Source organism: Kitasatospora sp. NPDC056731 (assembly GCF_040687675.1).
Taxonomy (GTDB): domain Bacteria; phylum Actinomycetota; class Actinomycetes; order Streptomycetales; family Streptomycetaceae; genus Kitasatospora.
In genome coordinates this window covers 69070-89076 of the sequence record NZ_JBFBNR010000030.1, presented here as the reverse complement: position 1 = coordinate 89076, position 20007 = coordinate 69070, and the positions used below count along the sequence as shown (strand labels likewise).

19 protein-coding genes are annotated in these 20007 nt (G+C 72.6%); 9 read left to right on the top strand and 10 right to left on the bottom strand.

Annotation, left to right across the window (positions count from 1 at the left end; all coding sequences use genetic code 11):
* Positions 1–111 precede the first annotated feature (111 nt).
* The 4 genes from AB0R04_RS27065 to AB0R04_RS27050 all read left to right on the top strand — a co-directional run bounded on the left by AB0R04_RS27065 (position 112) and on the right by AB0R04_RS27050 (position 4186).
* Entirely contained in the window at positions 112–1296 is a 1185-nt protein-coding gene (locus AB0R04_RS27065) for an agmatine deiminase family protein (RefSeq protein WP_363375670.1), read from the top strand.
* 238 nt (positions 1297–1534) lie between these two features.
* Positions 1535–1867, top strand: a complete 333-nt coding sequence (locus AB0R04_RS27060; RefSeq protein WP_363375668.1) for a chaplin family protein — start codon at positions 1535–1537, stop codon at positions 1865–1867.
* A gap of 61 nt (positions 1868–1928) precedes the next feature.
* Positions 1929–3215, top strand: a complete 1287-nt coding sequence (locus tag AB0R04_RS27055; RefSeq protein ID WP_363375666.1) for a hypothetical protein — start codon at positions 1929–1931, stop codon at positions 3213–3215.
* Positions 3197–4186 carry a hypothetical protein gene (locus tag AB0R04_RS27050; protein ID WP_363375665.1) on the top strand — a complete coding sequence of 330 codons (990 nt, stop codon included), beginning with the start codon at positions 3197–3199 and terminating at the stop codon, positions 4184–4186. Before AB0R04_RS27055 ends, AB0R04_RS27050 begins: the two co-directional genes overlap by 19 nt.
* Before the next feature lie 104 nt (positions 4187–4290).
* On the opposite strand, the gene AB0R04_RS27045 is transcribed toward AB0R04_RS27050, so the two are convergent.
* The 5 genes from AB0R04_RS27045 to AB0R04_RS27025 all read right to left on the bottom strand — a co-directional run bounded on the left by AB0R04_RS27045 (position 4291) and on the right by AB0R04_RS27025 (position 11623).
* Positions 4291–4635, bottom strand: coding sequence for a tRNA-binding protein (locus AB0R04_RS27045; protein WP_063352396.1), 345 nt, complete (start codon positions 4633–4635; stop codon positions 4291–4293).
* Positions 4635–5537 (bottom strand): 2OG-Fe dioxygenase family protein, encoded by a 903-nt coding sequence (locus AB0R04_RS27040; RefSeq protein WP_363375662.1) that lies wholly within the window; start codon positions 5535–5537, stop codon positions 4635–4637. The genes AB0R04_RS27045 and AB0R04_RS27040 overlap by 1 nt, the downstream gene beginning before the upstream one ends.
* Positions 5538–5900: 363 nt before the next feature.
* Positions 5901–7064: an alpha-hydroxy-acid oxidizing protein gene (locus AB0R04_RS27035; RefSeq protein WP_363375659.1), complete on the bottom strand. Its 1164-nt coding sequence runs from the start codon at positions 7062–7064 to the stop codon at positions 5901–5903.
* Positions 7065–7423: 359 nt separating this feature from the next.
* Positions 7424–10666, bottom strand: coding sequence for a BTAD domain-containing putative transcriptional regulator (locus tag AB0R04_RS27030; protein WP_363375657.1), 3243 nt, complete (start codon positions 10664–10666; stop codon positions 7424–7426).
* Between the two features lie 9 nt (positions 10667–10675).
* Complete coding sequence (locus AB0R04_RS27025; RefSeq protein ID WP_363375655.1) at positions 10676–11623, bottom strand: DUF4184 family protein; 948 nt, start codon at positions 11621–11623, stop codon at positions 10676–10678.
* Between the two features lie 173 nt (positions 11624–11796).
* Here AB0R04_RS27025 and AB0R04_RS27020 point away from each other — a divergent pair, with 173 nt between their 5' ends.
* A complete protein-coding gene (locus AB0R04_RS27020) occupies positions 11797–11934 on the top strand; it encodes a hypothetical protein (RefSeq protein WP_363375652.1) in 138 nt (45 codons plus the stop codon).
* A 77-nt stretch (positions 11935–12011) separates the two neighbouring features.
* Here the strand turns inward: AB0R04_RS27020 and AB0R04_RS27015 are convergent, their stop codons facing one another.
* Positions 12012–12431: a RidA family protein gene (locus tag AB0R04_RS27015; protein ID WP_363375650.1), complete on the bottom strand. Its 420-nt coding sequence runs from the start codon at positions 12429–12431 to the stop codon at positions 12012–12014.
* A gap of 44 nt (positions 12432–12475) precedes the next feature.
* On the bottom strand, positions 12476–12982 hold the full coding sequence (locus tag AB0R04_RS27010; RefSeq protein ID WP_063352400.1) for a cupin domain-containing protein: 507 nt from the start codon (positions 12980–12982) through the stop codon (positions 12476–12478).
* An 85-nt stretch (positions 12983–13067) separates the two neighbouring features.
* Between AB0R04_RS27010 and AB0R04_RS27005 the strand changes: the two genes are divergently transcribed.
* Both AB0R04_RS27005 and AB0R04_RS27000 read left to right on the top strand, forming a co-directional pair.
* Complete coding sequence (locus AB0R04_RS27005) at positions 13068–13571, top strand: MarR family transcriptional regulator (RefSeq protein ID WP_363375647.1); 504 nt, start codon at positions 13068–13070, stop codon at positions 13569–13571.
* Between the two features lie 485 nt (positions 13572–14056).
* Positions 14057–15214, top strand: a complete 1158-nt coding sequence (locus AB0R04_RS27000) for a hypothetical protein (protein ID WP_363375645.1) — start codon at positions 14057–14059, stop codon at positions 15212–15214.
* Positions 15215–15493: 279 nt separating this feature from the next.
* Here the strand turns inward: AB0R04_RS27000 and AB0R04_RS26995 are convergent, their stop codons facing one another.
* On the bottom strand, positions 15494–16396 hold the full coding sequence (locus AB0R04_RS26995; protein WP_363375642.1) for a hypothetical protein: 903 nt from the start codon (positions 16394–16396) through the stop codon (positions 15494–15496).
* Positions 16393–16734 (bottom strand): PadR family transcriptional regulator, encoded by a 342-nt coding sequence (locus AB0R04_RS26990; protein WP_363375639.1) that lies wholly within the window; start codon positions 16732–16734, stop codon positions 16393–16395. The genes AB0R04_RS26995 and AB0R04_RS26990 overlap by 4 nt, the downstream gene beginning before the upstream one ends.
* 425 nt (positions 16735–17159) lie before the next feature.
* Here AB0R04_RS26990 and AB0R04_RS26985 point away from each other — a divergent pair, with 425 nt between their 5' ends.
* Positions 17160–18086, top strand: a complete 927-nt coding sequence (locus tag AB0R04_RS26985) for an alpha/beta hydrolase (RefSeq protein WP_363375637.1) — start codon at positions 17160–17162, stop codon at positions 18084–18086.
* A 36-nt stretch (positions 18087–18122) separates the two neighbouring features.
* On the opposite strand, the gene AB0R04_RS26980 is transcribed toward AB0R04_RS26985, so the two are convergent.
* On the bottom strand, positions 18123–18641 hold the full coding sequence (locus AB0R04_RS26980; protein WP_363375697.1) for a TetR/AcrR family transcriptional regulator: 519 nt from the start codon (positions 18639–18641) through the stop codon (positions 18123–18125).
* 326 nt (positions 18642–18967) lie between these two features.
* Here AB0R04_RS26980 and AB0R04_RS26975 point away from each other — a divergent pair, with 326 nt between their 5' ends.
* Complete coding sequence (locus AB0R04_RS26975; protein ID WP_363375634.1) at positions 18968–19933, top strand: chlorophyllase; 966 nt, start codon at positions 18968–18970, stop codon at positions 19931–19933.
* Positions 19934–20007 lie beyond the last annotated feature (74 nt).

Below are 20007 nucleotides of genomic sequence, written 5' to 3'. Positions count from 1 at the left end.
CGCTCCAGGAATCTTCGTCCGATCCTGCGCAGATAATTGACCGAGCGCTTGGTTAGTTCTACCTTTCGAGTCAATCCCGTTGCCGAGACGGGCAGTTGACCGGAGGACCCGATGAACGATCACGTCCCGAGCAGGTCCGGCCTGGGCAGACCCGGCCTGGGCAGACGACAGTTCCTCACCGCGGCCGGCCTCACCGCAGCCGGCCTGGCCGTGACGTCGGCGGCAGGCTCCACCGCCGCCGCGGCGTCCGGCCTCCGCGGCTCCCGCAGCAAGGACACCGCGCTGTCGGGTGCGTTCGCCGTCCCGATCGACGGCGTGCGGCACACCCGGACCTGGATGGCCTGGCCCGACAGCACCGCGATCTGGCGCAGCCAGCTCAGCGGCGTCCAGTCGAACATCGCGCTGATCGCCAAGACCATCGCCAAGTACGAGCCGGTCGTCATGTGCGCCAACCCCGCGAGCGCCGCCAAGGCCCGCTCCCTGTGCGGCTCGTCGGTCACCGTGATCACCACGATCCCCGTCGACGACTGCTGGATGCGCGACACCGGCCCGGTCTTCCGCACCAACGGACCGGGAGCCCTCGACGCCGTCGGCCTCAACTTCAACGGCTGGGGAAACCGGCAGACCCACGCCAACGACGCGCTGGTCGCCCAGCGCATCGCCGCCTACGTCGGGGTGCCGTTCACGGCTGCCGGTCTGATCGCCGAAGGCGGCGCCATCGAACAGGACGGCGCCGGCACCCTGATGGCCACCCGCAGCAGCATCGTCAACGACAACCGCAACCCCGGGATGAGCCAGGCGCAGATCGAGGCCGCGATGTGCCAGGCCTACGGCGCGTCCAAGGTCATCTGGTTCACCGGCATCAGGAACCAGGACATCACCGACGACCACGTCGACGCCACCTCGCGCTTCCTCGCACCCGGCGCCGGGCTGGTCCAGATGCCGCTGGCGACCGACACCGACGCGTGGGCGAACGACGCGCGCGAGCAGTACCAGATCCTGTCCGCCGCCACGACGGCCGCAGGCGGTCCGACCGCGGTGACCAAACTCCAGGGCCCGGACTACTACAAGATCCGCTCCACCAACCAGAATTTCGTCGCCTCCTACGCCAACTACTACGCGTGCAACGGCGCCGTGATCTCCGCCCAGTTCGGTGACAGCACGGCCGACGCCGCCGCCCGGGCGACCCTGGCCCGGCTCTTCCCCGGACGCACCGTCGAGCAGCTCAACATCGACTCCCTCGGCGCCGGCGGCGGCGGCATCCACTGCGTCACCCAGCAACAGCCCGCCGTGTAACACCCGGCGGAGCGGCGCGCACACCGGCACGGCCCACCGGCCACGCGCAGGCGTGCGCGCCGACCACCTCCGCGCCCCTGGCCGCTGACGAACGGGCCGGCGCCGGCCTGAGCCCGACGGTGCGCATCCGAAGGGTGGCTCCGTCGTTGACCAGGCTGCGGTCCCGGGTGGTTACCCGGGGCGCGGTCTGCACGGGCGCCGGCTTTCGCCGGGCGGCGCTGTGCGAGGAAGGAGTGCGATGAGCATGGTGACGGGTGAGGGGCGCCAGGCCCCCGGCAGCGGTGCGGGCAGCGGTGCGCGCACCGTGGGCAAGCGGGTGGCGGTCCTGGGCACGGCCGTGGGGGCCGCGCTGGTCCCGGTCGGCGCCGCCCACGCCAGCATCGTCGGCGTGGGCAACGCCGTGTTCGACAACTCCTGCGTGAACCACGGCGGCACCCAGGCCACCGGGGGAACCGTCTCCGACAGCGGCACGGCGGCCGGCAACCAGGTCGGCCTGCCGCTGAGCCTGCCCCGCAACCAGTGCGGGAGCAGCGGGATCGTCTGCACGGCCATCATCAGGGCCGCCTACTGATCCGGCCGGACCGACGGTGTGCGAGGCGGGTGGTGTCGTGGGCGGTCCCGGGGTGGCCGGTGTGTCGCTGGAGGACGCCGCCGTACGGGAGTTGGCGGCGCTGAGCGGGCGCGCGGTGCCGCTGCTGCGGGAGTGGGTCGGCGCGTGCCCCCGGCTGGGTGCGGCGAGGGCGCTGCTGATGCTGGCGACCGGCGCGGGCCTGAGCGACGAGGTGCTGCGGGAGGAACTGGTGGTCGCGTACCGGGACGCGCAGGCCGCCGGCGCGCGGTCGGCGAGCCTGGTGTACGGGGTCTTCCTGCACACCCACCGGCAGTTCCGGTTGACGGCCGACCACCTGGTGGCGCATTTCGCGCGGTGGCCCGGGGACGAGGTGGCCTCGTTGCTGCTGGACGCCTTCCACGCCTGCGGGGAGTCCGCCTACCGCGCGCACGGTGACGTGCTGGTCGAGCGGCAGTACGCCCTGGCCGGTGCGGACAGCTGGCCGTGGGCGGGCCGGCTGGCGTGGACGCGGGCGGAGCAGGGCCGCACCGAGGAGGCCTTCGAGCTGGCCGAGCACACCTTGGCCCGGTACCCGCGCGCCGGACTCGCCGCGCACGCCCGCGCACACGCCGAGCAGGAACTGGGAGCCGGCCCCGCCTCCACCGCCTTCCTCGACCGGTGGCTGGCCGTCGACCCGCTGGCGGTGCAGTTCAAGCACCTGAACTGGCATGCCGCCCTGCAGTCGTTGGCCTGCGGGGACTTCGCGGACGCGCGCCGACGGGCCGACGAAGTCCTGGGCCGCGCGGACGTGGGGATGCGGTCGGCGACGAACTGGCGTCTGCTGCTCGCCGGGCAGGAGCCGGCCGGCCGCTGCGACCTCGACCACGTACGCGGCCTGCTGGCCGGTCCGGGCGGCATGGCGGAGGTCTTCCACACCTTCAACCTGGCGCTGGCCCTGGCCGTCGAGTCCGCCACCGACGACCTGGAGGCCCTGGCCCGCCAGGCGGCCGCCGACCAGCGCCCCGACTACAGCGAAGTCCTCGCCCCGGTGGTCCGGGCCCTCGCCCACGTGACCGCAGGGCGCCCGCAGGCCGCCGTCGACCTCCTGACCGGCCTGGGCGGCCCGACCGGACTGGGCGGGCAGGTCGAGCGGATCGGCGGCGTACGGGTGGAACGCGAGATCGTCCAGGACACGCTGGCCCGCGCCCTGATCGACACCGGCGAGCACGCCCGCGCGGCCCACCTGCTGCACGAGCGCGTCACAACCCGGCGCCACCACACCTACGAGGACCTCCTCCTCACCCCACCCACTGACTCCTCCGCCGCCCCCTCTTCTCCGGGAGCCCTCCCATGGCCGTGCCCCAGCTGATCGTCGTCTCGCTGCGCGGCAGCGGCACACCCCTGCTCGCCCGCATCACCTCCGCGCTCGGCTACACCCCCTACGGCACGATGAGCGGCTTCCAGGACGACGGCGACGAGCGGCCCGGCCCCGGCGAGGTCTCCCCGCTGCTCCGGGCCGCCTACGGGCAGGACGAGGCCGGACGCCTGCTGAGCAGGCAGCGCGACCACCTGGAAGAGCTGGAAACCGCCTTCCAGAAGGCGGTGAACGCCCTGTGGCGGGTGTGGTGGACACGACTGGGCCAGCCGGTCACCGCCGCCTCACCCGTCGACCCCGGCCTCGAAGACCGCCTGGCCCGCGTCCCCGATGCCGACCTGCCCCGGCTGCTGCCGGGCCGCGGCTGCTGGTACGTCAACAGCCTGGACCTGGAGCGTGCCGACGCCGGCTTCCTGCGCGCCTGGCACGCCACCGCACGGCCGCCGATCGTCTACCACCACCGCGACGTCCGCGACCGCATCGTCGAGCAGATCCGTCTGCTCTCCCAACCCGCCGGCAACGTCGGCTCCATGCCCGAACACCTCGTCTACCGCGACATCGTCAGCGCCCTGCCCACCATGGACGCCAGGATCACCCTCGCCCTGACCGACCCCGGCTTCCCCGGCATGCGCGAAGCCCGCCGCTGCCAGTGGCTGCTGCGCCACCCCGCCGTCTGCGTGCTCACCCACGAAGAACTCACGGGCCCCGCCGAAGCCCGTGACCAGGCCCTCAGCCGATTGCTGGCCGCCACCGGCCACCCGGACCCGGCCGCGGCCCTCGCCACCCTGCCCGGGCCGCGGAACGTCAGTGCCGAGAACGGTGAACTCCCCGTGCGCGGCTGGCGCGAGCACTTCAGCCCCGACCACGAACGCCTCCTCCACCAGCGCCACGGCGACCTCCTCATTCCCCCTCCGTCGCACGGCGTGGAAGCGCCGAGGAGCATCCGCTCGACCAGCCCTTCGTAGCCGACGCCGCCCCCGGCCGCAGCCATCAGCGGAAGGGTGGCCCGGGGGAATTCACCCCCGGGCCCCCACAGAGTGAAGTCCGGCCGGTCACCTGCCGGTTCGGGTCAGAGCAGCCGTGCTCCCGGCTTGACCTCCCGGTCCGGGGCGATCAGGACCACGTCGCCGCCGCCCTCGCCCGGCACCCCGAGGACGAGGACCTCGGACATGAAGTCCGCGACCTGCCGGGGCGGGAGATTCACCACGGCCATCACCAGGCGGCCTTCGAGGTCATCGAGCGCGTACAGGTCGGTGATCTGGGCGCTGGACTTCCGAACGCCCAGGTCACCGAAGTCGATCCACAGCTTGTACGCAGGTCGGCGGGCGCGCGGGAACGCCTCGGCGCGGACGATCCGGCCCGCACGGATGTCGACGTTCAGGAAGTCGGTGATCGTGATCTCGTCCGCCGCCATCAGACCGCCACCGAGGGAAGCAGTTCGACCGACATCGGTAGGGCGGAATGGCAGGCGAGGGAGTCGTGCGTGTGGGAGATGTGACCCTCCAGGGCAGGCTTCCGCGTGAAGAAGATCAGCATGTCCCTGGTGGAGGTCTGCTGCGGGTCGGCGGCGACCACCGGGGAGAGGCTGTGCTTCCGCTCGTGGTCGACGACGAGCATGGTGTCGAGGAAGTGGCGGTGCTGGTACTGGCCCACGACGAGCTCCGGGTCGACCTCGTCCCAGCGGACGGCGTTGATCTGCTGCATGTCGTGGAGGAAGGTGATCGCGCTGTCGGCGGTCATGTTCTCACTGCCGAGCAGGGTGGTCATGGTGTGGTCCACGCCGTCGCTGTGCACCCCTTCGAGGGCGGGCTCGCCGACGAGTTCGGGCGTGGTGACGGTCCGCAGGTTGAACAGGGTGCACACCCAGCCGGGGTAGTCGTAGTCCAGCTTCGGGCGGTGCGCGATCTCCACGTCCTGGACCATGAACGCCTTGAACAGGAGCAGCCCCTGGAAAGCCCGGTTCAGCTGGAGGTCGTCACCGACCTCCGCGAACTCACGCTTCTGTCCGGAGTCATGACGGACGAAGTCCTCGTCGGCCGACAGCGCGAACGGCTGGAACTCGCCCCGGTCGACCGTCCCGTTCTTCACGTCGAAGTGGAAGCGGCTGTTCTTCGACTGACGGAAGGGGAGGGTGGGATCGTCCGGCAGGTCGTCACTCACCCGCTGGAGCTGGGCCAGGTCGGCATCGGTGGCGCCGAGCCCCTTCAGCAAGCCGGCCATGCGCTCTCCGGGGACGAAGGCCGAACGCTGCTCGACGTACTCCTTCTTGATCCGGGTCAACTCGGCTATGACCTGGTCGAAGTCGTTGGTGTTCATAAGATGGATACTCCGTTTCGGTTCAGGGGACGACTCCCCGCGGGACCTCTCGTGCCATCGGCGACGTCCGCCCGGGGTGGAACCGATCGCCTCCGACGAGAAAAACCTATGGGCCGCTGATCAATGATCAGTCAACGATAGATCTACGTACGCGACATGGCTGGTTCAAGGTCTTGACTGTTCCACGAACCCGTAGATAACAGTCAAGTGACGGTCAGTCATCCATATGACTTCCTGATGGTCAAGGCCGACCGCAGGGATCCGGCCAGGACCGCTTTCCCCCCAACCGGGTTCAAGTAGTTCGGGGAAGTACGGACCGCATCGCCAACGAATACGTGTCGTGAATTTCGGGCGCCGGCCGCCTCAGAGGCGTACCAGCGCCTCGCGGGTCAGATCGGCCAGGGTCGGGTAGCCGTCGACCGCCATGAGCAGGTCGGCCTCCGCCAGCAGCGAGCGCAGCACGTGCACGATGCCGTCCTCGCCGCCGAGCGCCAGCCCGTACGCGTACGGGCGGCCCACGCCGACCGCGGTGGCGCCGAGGGCGAGCGCCTTGACCACGTCGGCGCCGCTGCGCACCCCGGAGTCGAAGAGCACCGGCAGACTGCCCGCCGCCTCGACCACGGCGAGCAACGCGTCCAGGGCGGGCAGGCCTCCGTTGGCTTGGCGGCCGCCGTGGTTGGAGCAGTAGAGGCCGTCGACGCCGCCGTCCCGGGCCCGGCGGACGTCCTCGGGGTGACAGACGCCCTTGAGGATGATCGGCAGGTCGGTGAGCGAGCGCAGCCACGGCAGGTCGTCCCAGGTCAGCGGGTTGCCGAAGAGACCGGCCCACTCCAGGATCGCCGCACCCGGATCCTCCTCAGGGGCCTTGGCCAGGCGGGCCCGGAAGACCGGGTCGGTGAAGTAGTTCGCCAGGCAGTGGCCGCGCAGCTGGGGGAAGTTGGACGTCGCGAGGTCGCGCGGGCGCCAGCCGGTGATCCAGGTGTCCAGGGTGACCACGATGCCCTGGAAGCCGGCCGCCTCCGCGCGGTGCACCAGGCTGGCGGCGAGGTCGCGGTCGGTCGGGGTGTAGAGCTGGAAGAAGCCGGGCGTGTCGCCGAACTCGGCCGCGACCTGCTCCAGCGGGTCGACGGTGAGGGTGGAGGCCACCATCGGCACGCCGGTACGGGCGGCGGCCCTGGCCGCGGCGAGGTCTCCGTGGCCGTCCTGGGCGCAGAGGCCGATCACACCGACCGGCGCCAGGAACAGCGGCGAGGGCAGGGTGTGGCCGAACAGGTCGACGGTCAGGTCGCGACGGGCGGCGCCGACCATCATCCGGGGGTAGAGGCCCCACCGCTCGAAGGCCCGGACGTTGGCGCGCTGGGTGTGCTCGTCCCCGGCGCCGCCGGCCACGTACGACCAGATCGACGGGGGGAGGGCGGCCTGCGCCCCGGCCTCCAGCCCGGCGTACGTCATCGGCAGGGCGGGCAGCACCCCGCGCAGGCCGTCGAAGTAGATCTCGTTCTGGTAGTCACCGAACTGCTGGGCCATGGTTCCCAACCTCCTGTTGGTGCGGTGCGGTGCGATGTGGTGCGGGGCGGTGTCCGTGTGCGGGAGTGACTGGAGTGACGGTTGCGTTGATCTGATGTCTACCGGCCCCTGCGAGCGTTCGGACGTCTTGCCATAGGTACGTAGGGAGCGTCATCCGTGTTTCGAACGATTGTTGTCCGTACGGCTGTTACCGGTGCGGCCGTGCTGGCGCCGGTGGTGGGCGCTGTTGCCGTGGGCGCGGGGGCCCCCGTGCGACAGGGCTCGCCGACCGAGCCGTCGGCACAGGCCTGCGGCGGGTCGGCCGACGTGCACTGCCTCTCGGGGCACATCACGTGGAACGGGACCGGTCTCGTCATCCGCTACCGGGGGTGAGGAGTCCGGTCGGCGGTCGCCAGGGCGGCCAGCATCGACGTCACGTCGGCGGCCTCCGGGGCGCTGAGGCGGCTGAGCAGTAGACGCGCCTTCGCCTCCTGATGCCGGGCGGCGTGGTGGTCGCCGCGGGCGGTCATCGCGTGGGCCAACACCAGGTGGGCGAGGGCGCGTTCGCGCTGTCGCCCACCTTCTTCTGCGAGGTCCAGTGCCCGCTCCGCCTGCTGCACGGCCTCGTCGAGCCGTCCGAGCAGGCGCAGGACGTCGGCCAGGCGGCTTCGGGCGGCCGACTCCCGGTTGAGATCGCCGGTGACGCCCGCGCAGCAGATACAGGACTGCAACTGCGCCGCGGCGTCGTCGAGTCGGCCCAGCTCCTGGTAGGCGAGGCCGAGGACGTAGTGCACGTACGCGGTCATCGCGACGTCGGCGGTCCCCCCGGGCTCGGCGAGGATCCGCTGACAGGTCTGCACCGCCGTGGCCGCGTGACCGGTGCGGATGCGGGACAGGGCCGCGTTCGCGGTGCTCGCCACCTCGCCGGACCGGTGGCCGAGCCGCCGGGCGAGCACCACCGCCTCGTCGAAGGCGGCGATCGCCTCCTCGTGCCGGCCCTCGGCCTGGGCGATGAGGCCCAGGTCGTTGAGGGCTTGCCGGAGAACGGCCGGGTCCTCCGCCTCCCGGCAGGCTTCGGCAGCCTGCCGGGCCTGTCCGCCGGCCTCGCCGAGCCGGGCCCGGGCCAGCAGGACCGTGCCGAGGAGGAACCGCGACCGGCCCTCCGCGCAACGGTCGCCGGCCGCGACGGCGGCGGCGATCAGCGTGCGGGTGGCGTCTTCCGCCCGGCCGCCCACGGCGCCGAGGCCGAGCGGGCTGAGGGCGATCAGCAGGTTGACGGCCGCGCGCAGGTTGGTCCCCGCCGAGGGCCGGCCGTCGGCGGGGACTCGCAGGGTGTCCGTCGCGACGGCGGCCGCGAGCGCCACGGCGCCGGGTGTCTCGGTCCGGGCCCACCGGCGGGCGTCCGCCAGATCCGCGAAGACCGGGGAGACCGGGGAGACCGGGGAGACCGGGGAGACCGGGGCGACCTGAGCGCGCAAGGAAGCCGGGGCGGCCGGGGGGCGGCCAGGACGGGCGGTCGGCTGCCGGAGCGGCTCGCCGAAGACGTCGGCGACCGGGTCGCCGGGTACGGCGAGGGTGAAGGCCGTACGGGCGCAGCCGAGCAGATGGGTCAGCAGCCGCTGCTGGGCGCCGGCCCGTTCGTGGTCGCCGGTCCGCAACGACGCCCGGCGGGCGAAGGCGCGCACCAGGTCGTGGTAGCGGTAGCGCCCGGCGCCCATCGACTCCAGCAGCGCCTGGTCCACCAGCGACTCCGCGAGCCGCTCCGCCTGGTACTCCGCCAGACCCAGGACCGCGGCTGCCGACGCCAGACCGAGGTCGGGCTCCGCCCAGGAGAGCATCCGGAACGCCGTGGCCAGGGGCGGGGGGAGCAGCCGGTAGCTGAGCTCGAAGACCTGCTCGATCGCCAGGTCGCCCGTACGGAGGGCGTCGATGCCCTCGCGGTCGTCGGCCAGGCTCCGGACGAGCTCGGCGATCGGCTGGTCCGGGGTGGCGGCGAGCCGGGCCGCGGCGATCCGTACGGCCAGCGGGAGCCGGCCGCAGGCATCGACCAGCATCCTGGCCTGGGGGCCCTGTTCGGACCGGCGTGCCACGCCGATGACCGAGTCGAGCAGGCCGATCGCCTCGGGCTCGCTGAACACGTCCAGCGCGACGTGCAGGACCGACGGCACGCTGGTGAGCACCGTGCGGCTGGTGACGATGACCGCGCAGTCCGACGAGCCGGGCAGCAACGGCTGGATCTGGGCCTCGTCGCGTGCGTTGTCCAGGAGGATGAGCAGCCGTCGTCCCGCGCTGGCGGTCCGGAACAGCGCCGCCCTGCTTTCGAGGTCCTTGGGCACAACTGCCGCCCGCACGCCCAGCGTTGTCAGGAAGTCCGCCAGGATGTCGGACGCGTTCGCGGGCACCAGGTCGGCGCCGCGCAGATCCGCGTACAGCCGGCCGTCCGGAAAGTCCGGGCGCACGGCGTGGGCGGCTCGCACCGCGAGGGTCGTCTTCCCCACCCCGGCCATCCCGGTCACGGTCACCAGTCGCAGTGCGGGGCTGGTCCGTCCGGTCGGTGCTTGCCCGGTCGGCCCCTGTCCGGTCAGTGCTTGCCCGATCCGGGCGACGTGGTCCTGCCGTCCGATGAACTGCGGCAGCACTGGGGGGAGTTGGTCCAGGTCTTCGCGGTCGGCCGCACTGTCGGCGCCGCGGTCGGCGTCTCGGTCGGCCGCACTGTCGGCCCGGCGGTCGGCCGACTCGGGCGGTAACGGTACGTCTGGGCGTAAGTCCGGCCCGGGTGCACCGGTCCTCGATCGCATGGTGGCATCCACACCGAGATCGTGACACAACTCCGTGAGCACGGGCCCCGGTTCGATCCCCAGCTGCTCCACCAGCCGTAATCGAAGCGCGTCGTAGACCGCACGCGCCTCGGACGTGCGGCCTTGCCGGTGCAGCGCGCGGATGAGCAGTTCCTGCAGGCGCTCGTGGAGCGGGTGGTCACCGGCCAGCTGCTCCAGCTCCGGCAGGTAGCCGGAGGGAGCGTCGAGTGCCGCGTCGAGAGCCACGTCAGGGGTCACGTCAGGGGCTACGTCAGGGGCTACGTCGAGGGCTACGTCGAGGGCGAGGCGCTCCTCCAGGAGGGTGAGGCGCAGCCTCGAAAGCCGTTCCCGCTCGCGGCACATGAGCGGTCCCGGCAGGCCGGCGAGCGGCTCTCCGCGCCACTGGGCCAGGGCTTCTCCCAGTACGTTCCGGGCGTCCTGCGGCCGCTCGGCGGCGCACGTTCCGGCCAGCTCCTGCAAGCGCTTGACCCGCCACACATCCACGCGGTCCGGCTCGACGGCCAGACGGTAGCCGCCCGTTCGGGAGATCAGCACCGTGGGCGCCGTGCGCACGGGCTCCAGCAGATTCCGCAGCTGCCACACGTAGGTGCGCAAGGTGGTGTCGGGCGCACCGGGCGGCTGGTCTCCCCAGAGGTCGGCGATCAGCTCGTCGACCGTCACGACCGCGTTCGGGCGCAGCAGCAGGGCGGCCAGCACCGACCGCTGCTGCGGGCCGCCGAGGTGCAGGTCCGTGCCGGCGCGCCGGACCCGCAGCGTGCCGAGCAACGCGAAGCTCAGCGAATCCTGATCATGATCTGGACGCACATGTTCCCCTCATCTGGTCGGCCGGGTGCCGAACCGGCCATCAGCCTCTGGCTGGTGTTCCGATTGTCGGCCAACGGCCCCGGGTTCTCCCTGCGGGCCCGGGCATACTGTGTCAACTCTGACCCTGCGAAGGCGGGTTGCCGTGAGGGCGCGCCGACTCCACCACATGAGGACGTACAGGGTCAGGCTGCCGATCAGGCCGGCGCCCGCGCCCTTCGCCGCGTCGGACAGCACCCCTTCGATCACGGCGCCCAGCGGCAGCCCGTCCGTCGCCGCCTCCGGGCCGGCGAGCCACCGCCAGGCGTGGGCGACGGCTCCGACGACCGTGACCAGGGCCATGGCGAGGAGGACGGGGCGCCGGAGCGCGCTGCCGGGCTTCGTGCGGCCCTCACCGGCGAGGAGGCGGGCCCGCCTCGGCCACCCGTACACCGCGATGGCGGCCAGCCCGCCGATCGTGCTCGCGTGCTGCAACGCCCGCGCCCAGGTGAGGCTGCCCACCAGCGTGGAGTTGAGCCAGGGCGTACGGGTGACCACGAAGCCGTCGAAGTGGGTGAAGGCGTCCCAGACCAGGTGCGTGGCGATGCCGATCAGGGCGGACAGCACGATCCACCCGGCTCGCCGCGCCGGCGCGCCGGCAGTGCGGAGCCGCCGCGACGGAGTGACGGGCACCGGTGCCGGCACCGGCAGCAGGGACGCCAGCGGGCGATGGCCGGCGCGGAGCAGCGCCCACAGGGCGAGGGCGTACGGCAGGGCGACGGTGACGGCGCCCGGGGCGCTGTGCGAGGTCGTGGCGTTGACGAAGGGTTCGTACCAGGACTGTGCGCTGACGGGCAGTCCCGTGGTGACGACGAAGTAGGGCAGGTCCGGTGCGACGGCTCCGGCGACCAGCGCGGCCCGACTGAAGGGCCTCCGCAGCAACGGCAGTACGGCCGCGGGGTGGGCCAGGGTGAACGGCATGAGCATCCTCTCGCACAGACCCCAATAGTCCGTCGAACGGAATGCTACGTCAAACGGACTAATAGCCTCTGGCGGAAGCACCGCGTCATCCCTTGCTGTCCGTACCGGCCGAAGCGCGCAGGTTCCGAGACTCCTGGACGAGATCGCACTCGAACCCGCGTGGGCTACCGCGGTTGGCTCGGCATCCGACCCTGCTCCGGATCCTCGACACGGCCGCCACCGATGAGGGCCCGTTCCTGCGGGTGCTGTTCCTCGGCGACGGCCCCGACACCGTGGAACGACGGCTGTGCGCGGCGACCCGGGCCGTGTGAGCGGTCCGCGCCGGCTCGAACGGCGGCGGCACGGCGAGGGGTCCCACCGACCGGCGGGACCCCTGCGCGCGGGTGGGTCAGCCCGCTGCCCCCGGCGTCGGCCGGACGGCGACCGCATCGATCTCGAAGAGCATCCCCGGCAGGGCGAGCGAGGCGACCCCGCTGAGCGTCTGCGCGGGCAGCCGGTCGCCCCAGGCCCCGGCCAGGGCCTTGCCGAGGACGGCCAGCTTCTCCGGGTCGTGGTCGACGATGTACGAGCCGAGCCGGACCACGTGCTCGAAGCCGAGGCCGACCCCGGCGAGCGCGGTGCGCAGGTTGGCGAGGGCGAGCTCCGCCTGGGCGGCGAAGTCGCCGGGCACGACCTGACCGCTGGCGTCGGAGGCGTACTGGCCGCCGATGAACACCGGTTCGCCGGGCGCGGAGGCGGCGTGGCTGTAGCCGAACGGCGTCGGGTCGTGCAGGCCGGGCGGGTTGGTGATGGTGCGGGTGTCGGTCACGGGGTTCCTTCCCTGGTGTCGGGCCGAGCTCGGTGCCGGGCGGTCTACGGCTCGGACCGGGCGGCTTCCTCCCGGGCGTCGCGCCAACTCGGCGACTCCAGGAAGTGGTTGTCGAAGAGGTCCTGCTTGGCGAGCAGTTCCTCGACCGTCGCCTCGCCCGCGCGGATGCGCTCCAGCAGGCGGAAGTAGTCGAAGCGCTCCACCCCGGGGGTGATCACGATCAGCAGGTCCGCCCCGGAGTCCGGCGCCGCCGCGAAGGCATGCGGCAGATGGGGCGGCACCACCACGAGGTCGCCGCTGCGGGCGGTGACCACCTCGTTCCCGACCAGCACCTGGGCCGAGCCGTCGACGACGAAGAACAGCTCCGAGGAGCCCCCGTGGTAGTGCGGGGTGGCGCCGTCCTTGCCGCGCCCCAGCGTGACGCGCAGGGTGCTCAGGGCGCCGCCGGTGGCGCTGGAGTCCGCCAGCAGCCGCCCCTTGCCGCCGAGCATTCCGACGGTCTCGGCTTCGTCGCCCCGCACCACCACGGCTTCCGGTCCGATCAACGTCATTGGCCTCTCCCTACAGTGAGCGCTCCGATAGTTCCGTGACTGATAGTACTACGTCTAACTATCTCCCATCGAATAACATGCCCCCATGGATCACGTGGACGTCATGCTCGACCAGTGGAGCCGGGAGCGACCGGACCTCGACCTGGCGGCGGTCGGCACCGTCGGCCGCCTCGGCCGCCTCGCGCTGCTCGCGGGCCGGGTCGTCGAAGAGGTGTTCAAGCAACACGGCCTCCAGCGCGGCGAGTTCGACGTTCTCGCCACCCTGCGCCGCTCCGGTACGCCGTACGAACTGACGCCCTCCGAACTCGCCGCGCTGCTGCTGATGTCACGGGCCGGCATGACCAGCCGGATCGACCGGCTGGAATCGGCGGGCCTGGTGGAACGCCGCACCGACCCGGCGGACCGGCGCAGCGTCCGCATCGCCCTCACCCCGGCCGGACGAGCCCTCGTGGACGCCGCCTTCACCGACCACGCGGCCAACGAGACCGCGCTGCTCTCCGCCCTCTCGGGCAAGGAACGCGCCACCCTGGACGGGCTCCTGCGCAAACTGCTCGCCGACGTCGAGGGCGCGCAGAGCCCGGCGCCCTGACGGCCCCGCCCGACGCCCCCGCCCGAGGTCCAGCCACCCGCGACCGCTCCGCAACGCCGCCGGCCGCCGTACGCGGGGAACGCGTACCGCGACCGACACCCGGTGCAGTGTGCCGTCCGTGACGACTACCGCACCTTGACGTACTCCCCTTCCGCCACGGCCCAGCGCCTCCGCCGGTTCCGCCACGACCGCGGCGGCGGCCCCGGCCGCCGGCCAGGCGGCGATCGGGCTGCCCAGCCAGCGCCCCCGTCCGGGACCCTCTCACCGCGCATCACCAGCGTTGCTCATGCGGCGCTCGGCCACCAGCGCCAGCAGCGCGCGTTCAGCCCGGTCCCAGCCGGACAGCTGCCGGGGCCCGACCCGCCGGCGGCCTTCGGCGGGTGGCCTTCGGCGGGTGCCGGAGCGCAGCCTCCTGGTGCGGCGCCCGCGGTGTGCCGTACGCCATGGCGCATCCCCACCCGATCAGGTGATCATGTTGTGACGTCATGTCATATTCGACTACCGAGAGGCTGTTCACGATGCTGGTCGACTGGCCCGCCGAGACCTTCGTATTGCGCCTGCACCGCATTCCCGGCCTGGTGGCGGGTGCCCCGGCGGGGAGCCCGGAGGGCACCCCCGTGGTGCTCGGACCCGAGACCGGTGGTGACGGCGAGCAGTGGGTGGCCGAGCGGTTCCGGGTGATCAACCACCGGATCCGGCACGTCGCCACCGGCCTCTACCTGACCGCCGAGGAATCGAGCCGGGGTGCCACGGTCACCCTGCGGCCCAAGTTCCCCGACACCGGCAGCGATTCCTCGTACTGGCGGCAGGCGTGGCGGGCCTTCGTCCAGCGCGACACCGGTCGGCTGATGGCCCTCCACGACTCCTCCAACTGCCTCCTCGGCCTGGCCGACCCGGCCGCCGAACGGCCGGGCGGACCGCTGGTCCTGGAGAAGGGTGCCGGGGCCGAGGACCGGTCCTGCACCGCCTGGGCGCCCGCGCCCGTCCCGCCGCCGAAGCCCGCACCCGCTCCGGCGCCGAAGGCCACCGACCTCCCGGTGGGGACGGGACGGGTCCGGGTGCCGGCCCGCCGCTACGAGAAGCACGTGCGAACCATCGAGCAGATCTTCGACGAGACCAGCTTCCGGGAGGTCCCCGGCGAGCTCCTCGCCCCGGGCACCCGCATCGGCACCTTCGACTTCGACCAGTACTCCCAGGGCGACTGGTACAAGGAGGGGCGGGAGGGAAGCCTCGTGACCTTCACGGACAGCTACGACACCGCGGGCGCCGTGCGCAGGGCCTTCCACCGGCTGCCGGGGGAACCCGCCCGCTACGTGGACGCCGACGAGGTCGATGTCCACTACGTCCCTCCGAAGCTCGTCGCCCGCACCAACTTCCCCGCCGCGCTCTTCGACCGCATCGGCGGCCACGACGCCATCTTCCGGACGCCGTACCGGCTGCCCAACGGGCACGCCTTCTACAACCAGCCCGAACGCCGCGAGGGCCTCTACTTCCCCAAGCGCGACGGCGCCGGCACCGTCGTGCAGTGGAACAAGACCTGGATCGCGGACAACGACACCACGTCCAAGGTCTTCCTCTGCTTCGACGGCCGCTACTTCATCGACCAGATGGACATCACCTGGGCCGAGGACGGAAAGAGCTGACCCGCTCGCCCGACCCGTACGCCGACCATCCGCTCGACGCACCGCGCATCCCGGCCGACGTCGATCCGACCCGTAGGACGGACACCTCGCACCCGACGTCAAGCAGCTCGCAGCCAGGCTGAACGGGGATGCGAAGAGGGCCCAGCCGCTGGTTGCGGCTGGGCCCTCGTGCTGCCTGAAGCATCTGCTCCCGGGCGGAAGGTGAGCCAGCGCCCCAGCCATTCCGAAGAAATCGGCTCCGACATCACCCCGTCAAGTTCACCAGCCGCGGCAGGCCGTTCAGCGGAGGATGCGGCCGCTTCGCCTCAGGCGGCCGGCGAGCCCGGCGGCCACCGCGGTGGCCGGCAACGCGGCCGCCAGGCACGCGACGACAGCCGCCTCGCCCCACGCCACCGTGTAGGCGTGGGCGAGCAGCGGCGGGGAGGCCAGGGCCATCGCCGCCAGTTCGCGGCCGCCCCGCGATCCGCTGGACCAGGTCAGCGCGACACCGGTCGCGGCCAGGACGACCAGCGGCCAGCACCCGTAGTCGGTGCTGACCCACGGCACCCCGTGCGAGGCGATGGCCGCCCGTGGCACGACCACGAGCGCGACCACGGCACCGGCCGCGCCCGCCCGCCCCGCCGCGACGCCCTCCGCCCGCCGGTCCTGCGGGCAGGCGAGCAGCACAGCCGCCGCCAGGACCATCGCGGCCGGGGTGACCACCGGATCACCGAACGCCCGCCCGCTGACCACCGCGGCCGCCGCGAAGGAGAGCAGCCCGGCCACCGCGCAGGGCACCCCCACGCGCCACCGGCCGGCCAGCGCCGCCACCGACCCCGCGACCACGACCAGCGACGACACGAGCAGCGCGCCCCACGCCCCCGACAGGTCGGTTCCGAGTCGTACCCCCAGCGGGGCGGGCGAGGAGACGACACCGGCGTACCAGGTCAGCAGGTGCAGGCCGCAAGCGGCGGCCGCGGCGGCCAGCGCGAAGGGGTACGCCAGCGCGAGGACCTTCACGACGGGCGCGGCCGTGCCCAGCCCCATCCGCATCCTCGTCGCGTGCGCCGCCAGACCCGCGCCCTCCCGCAGCCGCGAGCCCAGCGGCTCGCCCGCGGTCATCTCGCGGAAGGTCGCGACGATCTCCCCGCCGTGGGCCCGGCGGTAGGCGGCGGGATAGAGCCGCAGGACGCGCTCGATCATGCGGAGGCCGCCGGCGGCTCGGCGATGGACAGGCGGCGAGTCGCCTCCTTCGCCGCCGCGGCCAGGCGCTCGGCCTCCACCGCGAGCCGCTCCCGCCCCGCCGGGGACAGGGTGAAGATCCGCCGGGCCCGGCCGTCGACGATCTCCTCGCGGTCGATGTCGATCAGACCGTCGGCCAGCAGCCGGTCCAGGGCTCCGTACAGCGCACCCGTACGCAGCGCGACCCGGCCGCCGGTCATCGTCTTGACCTCCTGCGCGATGGCGTATCCGTGCCGGGGCGCGTCCGCGAGGGCGGTCAGCACCATCAGGGTGGGCTCTTGCATCACACGTTCACTCACCTCACGAAGATAGTCACTCCGCCGGACCATCTCAACGCGGTCGGCCAGGCCCGGGGCGAGGTGCGCGGTCGTGCAGGCCCGGGTTCGAGCCGGTCCGTGAGGAGTTCGCCGCCGTCGCGACCGGGGAGGGCGGCGAGCGGGTGCGCGACGCGTACGGAGTCGACTTCCACCTCGGACTGCCGCAGCCGCCGCCACACGGTGACGTGCACTGCCGCGATACCGGGTCCTCCTGCCGGACGCGGCTCGGGGGTGCGCCCTGGTGTGGGTGGTGGGGGGAGCCCCCGGGGGTGTCGGGGGGTTGGTCGCATCGACCGGGGGCGGGGCGGCGGCGAAGACTGGTGGTCGTCTCGTAGAGGCGAAGGCCGGGCGTCGGTGGCGGGTGACTTGTCCTGACGCGCCTTCATCATGCAATCGGAGGACGGATCATGACGTCACGCAGTCGGCGAGCAGTGCTCCTGCTCGCCACCGCCGCTCTCGCACTGGGAAGCGCGGCCGCGTGCGGCACGTCCCGCGTGCCGGGTGCGGTCGGCTCGCCCGGTTCGGCGGCCGGCTCCGCCGGTTCCGACGGCTCCAGCGACTCCGACGGCTCCGGCGGTTCCGCCCGGACGGTCGTCAACAACGGGCACCGGCTGGTCTTCCATGTCACGCCCGGCCGTCTGCCGGCGGTCGTGCTGGATGCCGGCGGCGGGCAGGACTCGTCCTACTGGAAGGACTTGGTGCCGGCCCTGGCCAAGGACACCGGTGCGGAGATCATCACGTACGACCGGGCCGGTCTGGGTGCCAGCGAGGAGGTGGCCGGACCGTGGCGGGTCGACGACGCCGTGTCGGATCTGGCGGCGGTGCTGACGGCGGCAGGCGCCACGCGTCACGTGGTCCTGGCTTCGCACTCGGAGGCCGGGGAGATCGCCACCTACTTCGTGCGCAGCCACCCCGGGTGGGTCGGGGGTGCGGTTCTGATCGACGCCAGCCTGCCCGACTTCTACACCGACGGCGAGATCGACCGGGTCGTGGCCGCGAACAAGGACCAGGTCGCCGCCCTCGCGTCCCAGCCCTCCACCCCCCAGACCCGCCAACTGCTCTCCGTGGCACAGGACTACGCGGCCATGCACCGCGCGTACCACCAGGCGTCCTGGCCTCAGGACCTTCCGGCGACGGTCATCGCCTCGGCCAGGACACCGTTCGGGACCTCGCCGCAGGATGCCCAGCTCTGGCGCGACGCGCAGGCGGCGTTCGCTCACGCCGCCCCCGACCGCGACCTGGTCGTGGCCGACAACAGCTCGCACGACGTCCCGCTCGACCGCCCCGACGTGGTGATCAGGTCCGTCCACGCCATGCTGGCCAGGACGGGCTGAACCGGGGAGCTCGCGGTTGCGGAAGGCCCTCGCGCGTCAGGATGACGGGGGTCGCTGGAGACCCTGGAGGAGCAGGTCGACCAGGCGGCGGGGGTCGTAGCGGGGGTCGCCGTCGCGGCCGGCGCAGAGGTTGCCGATGCCGCGCATCAGTTCGTAGGCCTGCGTTCCGGGCCTGATCTCGCCGGCCTCGGCCGCGGCGGCGAGCAGTTGGGCGCAGACGGGCACCAGGCGGTCGAGGAAGTAGGCGTGCAGCGCGTCGAAGCCGCTGCCGTCCGATTGCAGCGCGTTGGCGAGTCCGTGCTTGGTGACCAGGAAGTCGACGAAGAGGTCGACCCATTGGCGAAGTGCCGCGAACGGGGAGTCGGCCTCGGCGAGCAGGGCCGGGCCGGCTTCGGCGCAGGCCTCGACCTGGTGGCGGTAGACGGCGACGACGAGATCCGCGCGGGTCGGGAAGTGGCGGTAGATCGTCCCCGTTCCGACGCCCGCCCTGGCCGCGATCTCGCGGATCGGCGCGTCGACGCCGGAGGAGACGAACACCTCGGCGGCGGCGGCCAGTAGCGTCTGCCGGTTGCGCTGCGCGTCGGCCCGCCTTCCCCTGGCTGGCGACTCCCCGGATCGGACCTCCCCGGATCGGACCTCCCCTGACTGAGTCTCCCCTGGCTGGGTCTCCCTGGACTGGCCCGCAGTGGACACGACGTTCTCCTTCCGACAGCCGATGACCGATGACCATTGGCCGTTGACTAAGCGGAACAATGTTCCGTATAGTAAGTGGAACAAGGTTCCGGTTTCAGCATAGCCGAAACCGGACGCTCCCGACCGCCTCCCCCGCCGCCGGCCGCTCAGGCCCGACGAGGAGAGGCCCCCGAAGGGACATGCGCACCATGAGCGAATCGACGCACCCGGCCGACACCTTCGGCCCGCCCGCCCCCGTCCCCGTCCTCTCCGTCAGTCCGGTCGTCCTGCCGGTGCCCGGCCGGGCCGTGGACCTGGAGGTGCGGGTCTCCGCGCCACTGACCGGGACCGACCTGCCGGTCGTCCTCCTCTCCCACGGCCAGGGCCACTCGAACAACCTCTCCTCGCTGAACGGCTACGCCCCCCTCGTCAACTTCTGGGCCGCGCACGGCTTCGCCGTGATCCAGCCCACCCACCTCAGCTCGACGACGCTGGACCTCGCCCCCAACACCCCCGGGGCGCCCATGTACTGGCGGTCCCGGGCCGAGGACATGACGCACATCCTCGACCGGCTCGACGCGATCGAGGCCGCCGTCCCCCAGCTCCTCGGACGCCTGGACCACGGCAGGGTCGCCGTCGCCGGACACTCGATGGGCGGGCACACCGCGAGCCTGCTGCTGGGCGCCCGGCTCACCGACCCCGACGACGGGACAACCGTGAACCTGGCCGAGCCCCGGATCACGGCGGGTGTCCTCCTGGCCGCACCCGGCAGGGGCGGCGACGCCCTCACCCCGCAGGTGGCCGAGAACTACCCCTTCCTCTCGACCCCGGACTTCTCCCGGATGACGACGCCCACGCTCGTGGTCGCCGGGGACAAGGACGCCTCCGCCCACCTGACGGTCCGGGGCCCGGACTGGCACACCGATCCGTACACCCTCTCCCCCGGCCCCAAGTCGCTGCTCACCCTGTTCGACGCGGAGCACGGACTCGGCGGGATCTCCGGATACGACGTCGCCGAGACCACGGACGAGAACCCCGCACGGGTCGCGCTGCTCCAACGACTCACCTGGGCCTACCTGCGCACCGCGCTCCACCCCGGCGACCCCGCCTGGCAGGCGGCAAGCGACGCACTGTCAGCCGAAGCCGACCCGCTCGGCCGGGTCGACTCCAAGTAGCACCGGCCGACCGCGTACGTCATTCGACGCCGCCTCCCCGGTGAGTACGAGAGCGCGGGTGGTCGACGGCCGCC

Excerpts from the sequence above, each read along its gene's own strand:
- AB0R04_RS27065 (WP_363375670.1), top strand. The coding sequence starts at position 112 with ATGAACGATCACGTCCCGAGCAGGTCCGGCCTGGGCAGACCCGGCCTG.
- AB0R04_RS27060 (WP_363375668.1), top strand. The coding sequence starts at position 1,535 with ATGAGCATGGTGACGGGTGAGGGGCGCCAGGCCCCCGGCAGCGGTGCG.
- AB0R04_RS27050 (WP_363375665.1), top strand. The coding sequence starts at position 3,197 with ATGGCCGTGCCCCAGCTGATCGTCGTCTCGCTGCGCGGCAGCGGCACA.
- AB0R04_RS27045 (WP_063352396.1), bottom strand. The coding sequence starts at position 4,635 with ATGGCGGCGGACGAGATCACGATCACCGACTTCCTGAACGTCGACATC.
- AB0R04_RS27040 (WP_363375662.1), bottom strand. The coding sequence starts at position 5,537 with ATGAACACCAACGACTTCGACCAGGTCATAGCCGAGTTGACCCGGATC.
- AB0R04_RS27035 (WP_363375659.1), bottom strand. The coding sequence starts at position 7,064 with ATGGCCCAGCAGTTCGGTGACTACCAGAACGAGATCTACTTCGACGGC.
- AB0R04_RS27025 (WP_363375655.1), bottom strand. The coding sequence starts at position 11,623 with ATGCCGTTCACCCTGGCCCACCCCGCGGCCGTACTGCCGTTGCTGCGG.
- AB0R04_RS27010 (WP_063352400.1), bottom strand. The coding sequence starts at position 12,982 with ATGACGTTGATCGGACCGGAAGCCGTGGTGGTGCGGGGCGACGAAGCC.
- AB0R04_RS27005 (WP_363375647.1), top strand. The coding sequence starts at position 13,068 with ATGGATCACGTGGACGTCATGCTCGACCAGTGGAGCCGGGAGCGACCG.
- AB0R04_RS27000 (WP_363375645.1), top strand. The coding sequence starts at position 14,057 with ATGTCATATTCGACTACCGAGAGGCTGTTCACGATGCTGGTCGACTGG.
- AB0R04_RS26995 (WP_363375642.1), bottom strand. The coding sequence starts at position 16,396 with ATGATCGAGCGCGTCCTGCGGCTCTATCCCGCCGCCTACCGCCGGGCC.
- AB0R04_RS26985 (WP_363375637.1), top strand. The coding sequence starts at position 17,160 with ATGACGTCACGCAGTCGGCGAGCAGTGCTCCTGCTCGCCACCGCCGCT.
- AB0R04_RS26975 (WP_363375634.1), top strand. The coding sequence starts at position 18,968 with ATGAGCGAATCGACGCACCCGGCCGACACCTTCGGCCCGCCCGCCCCC.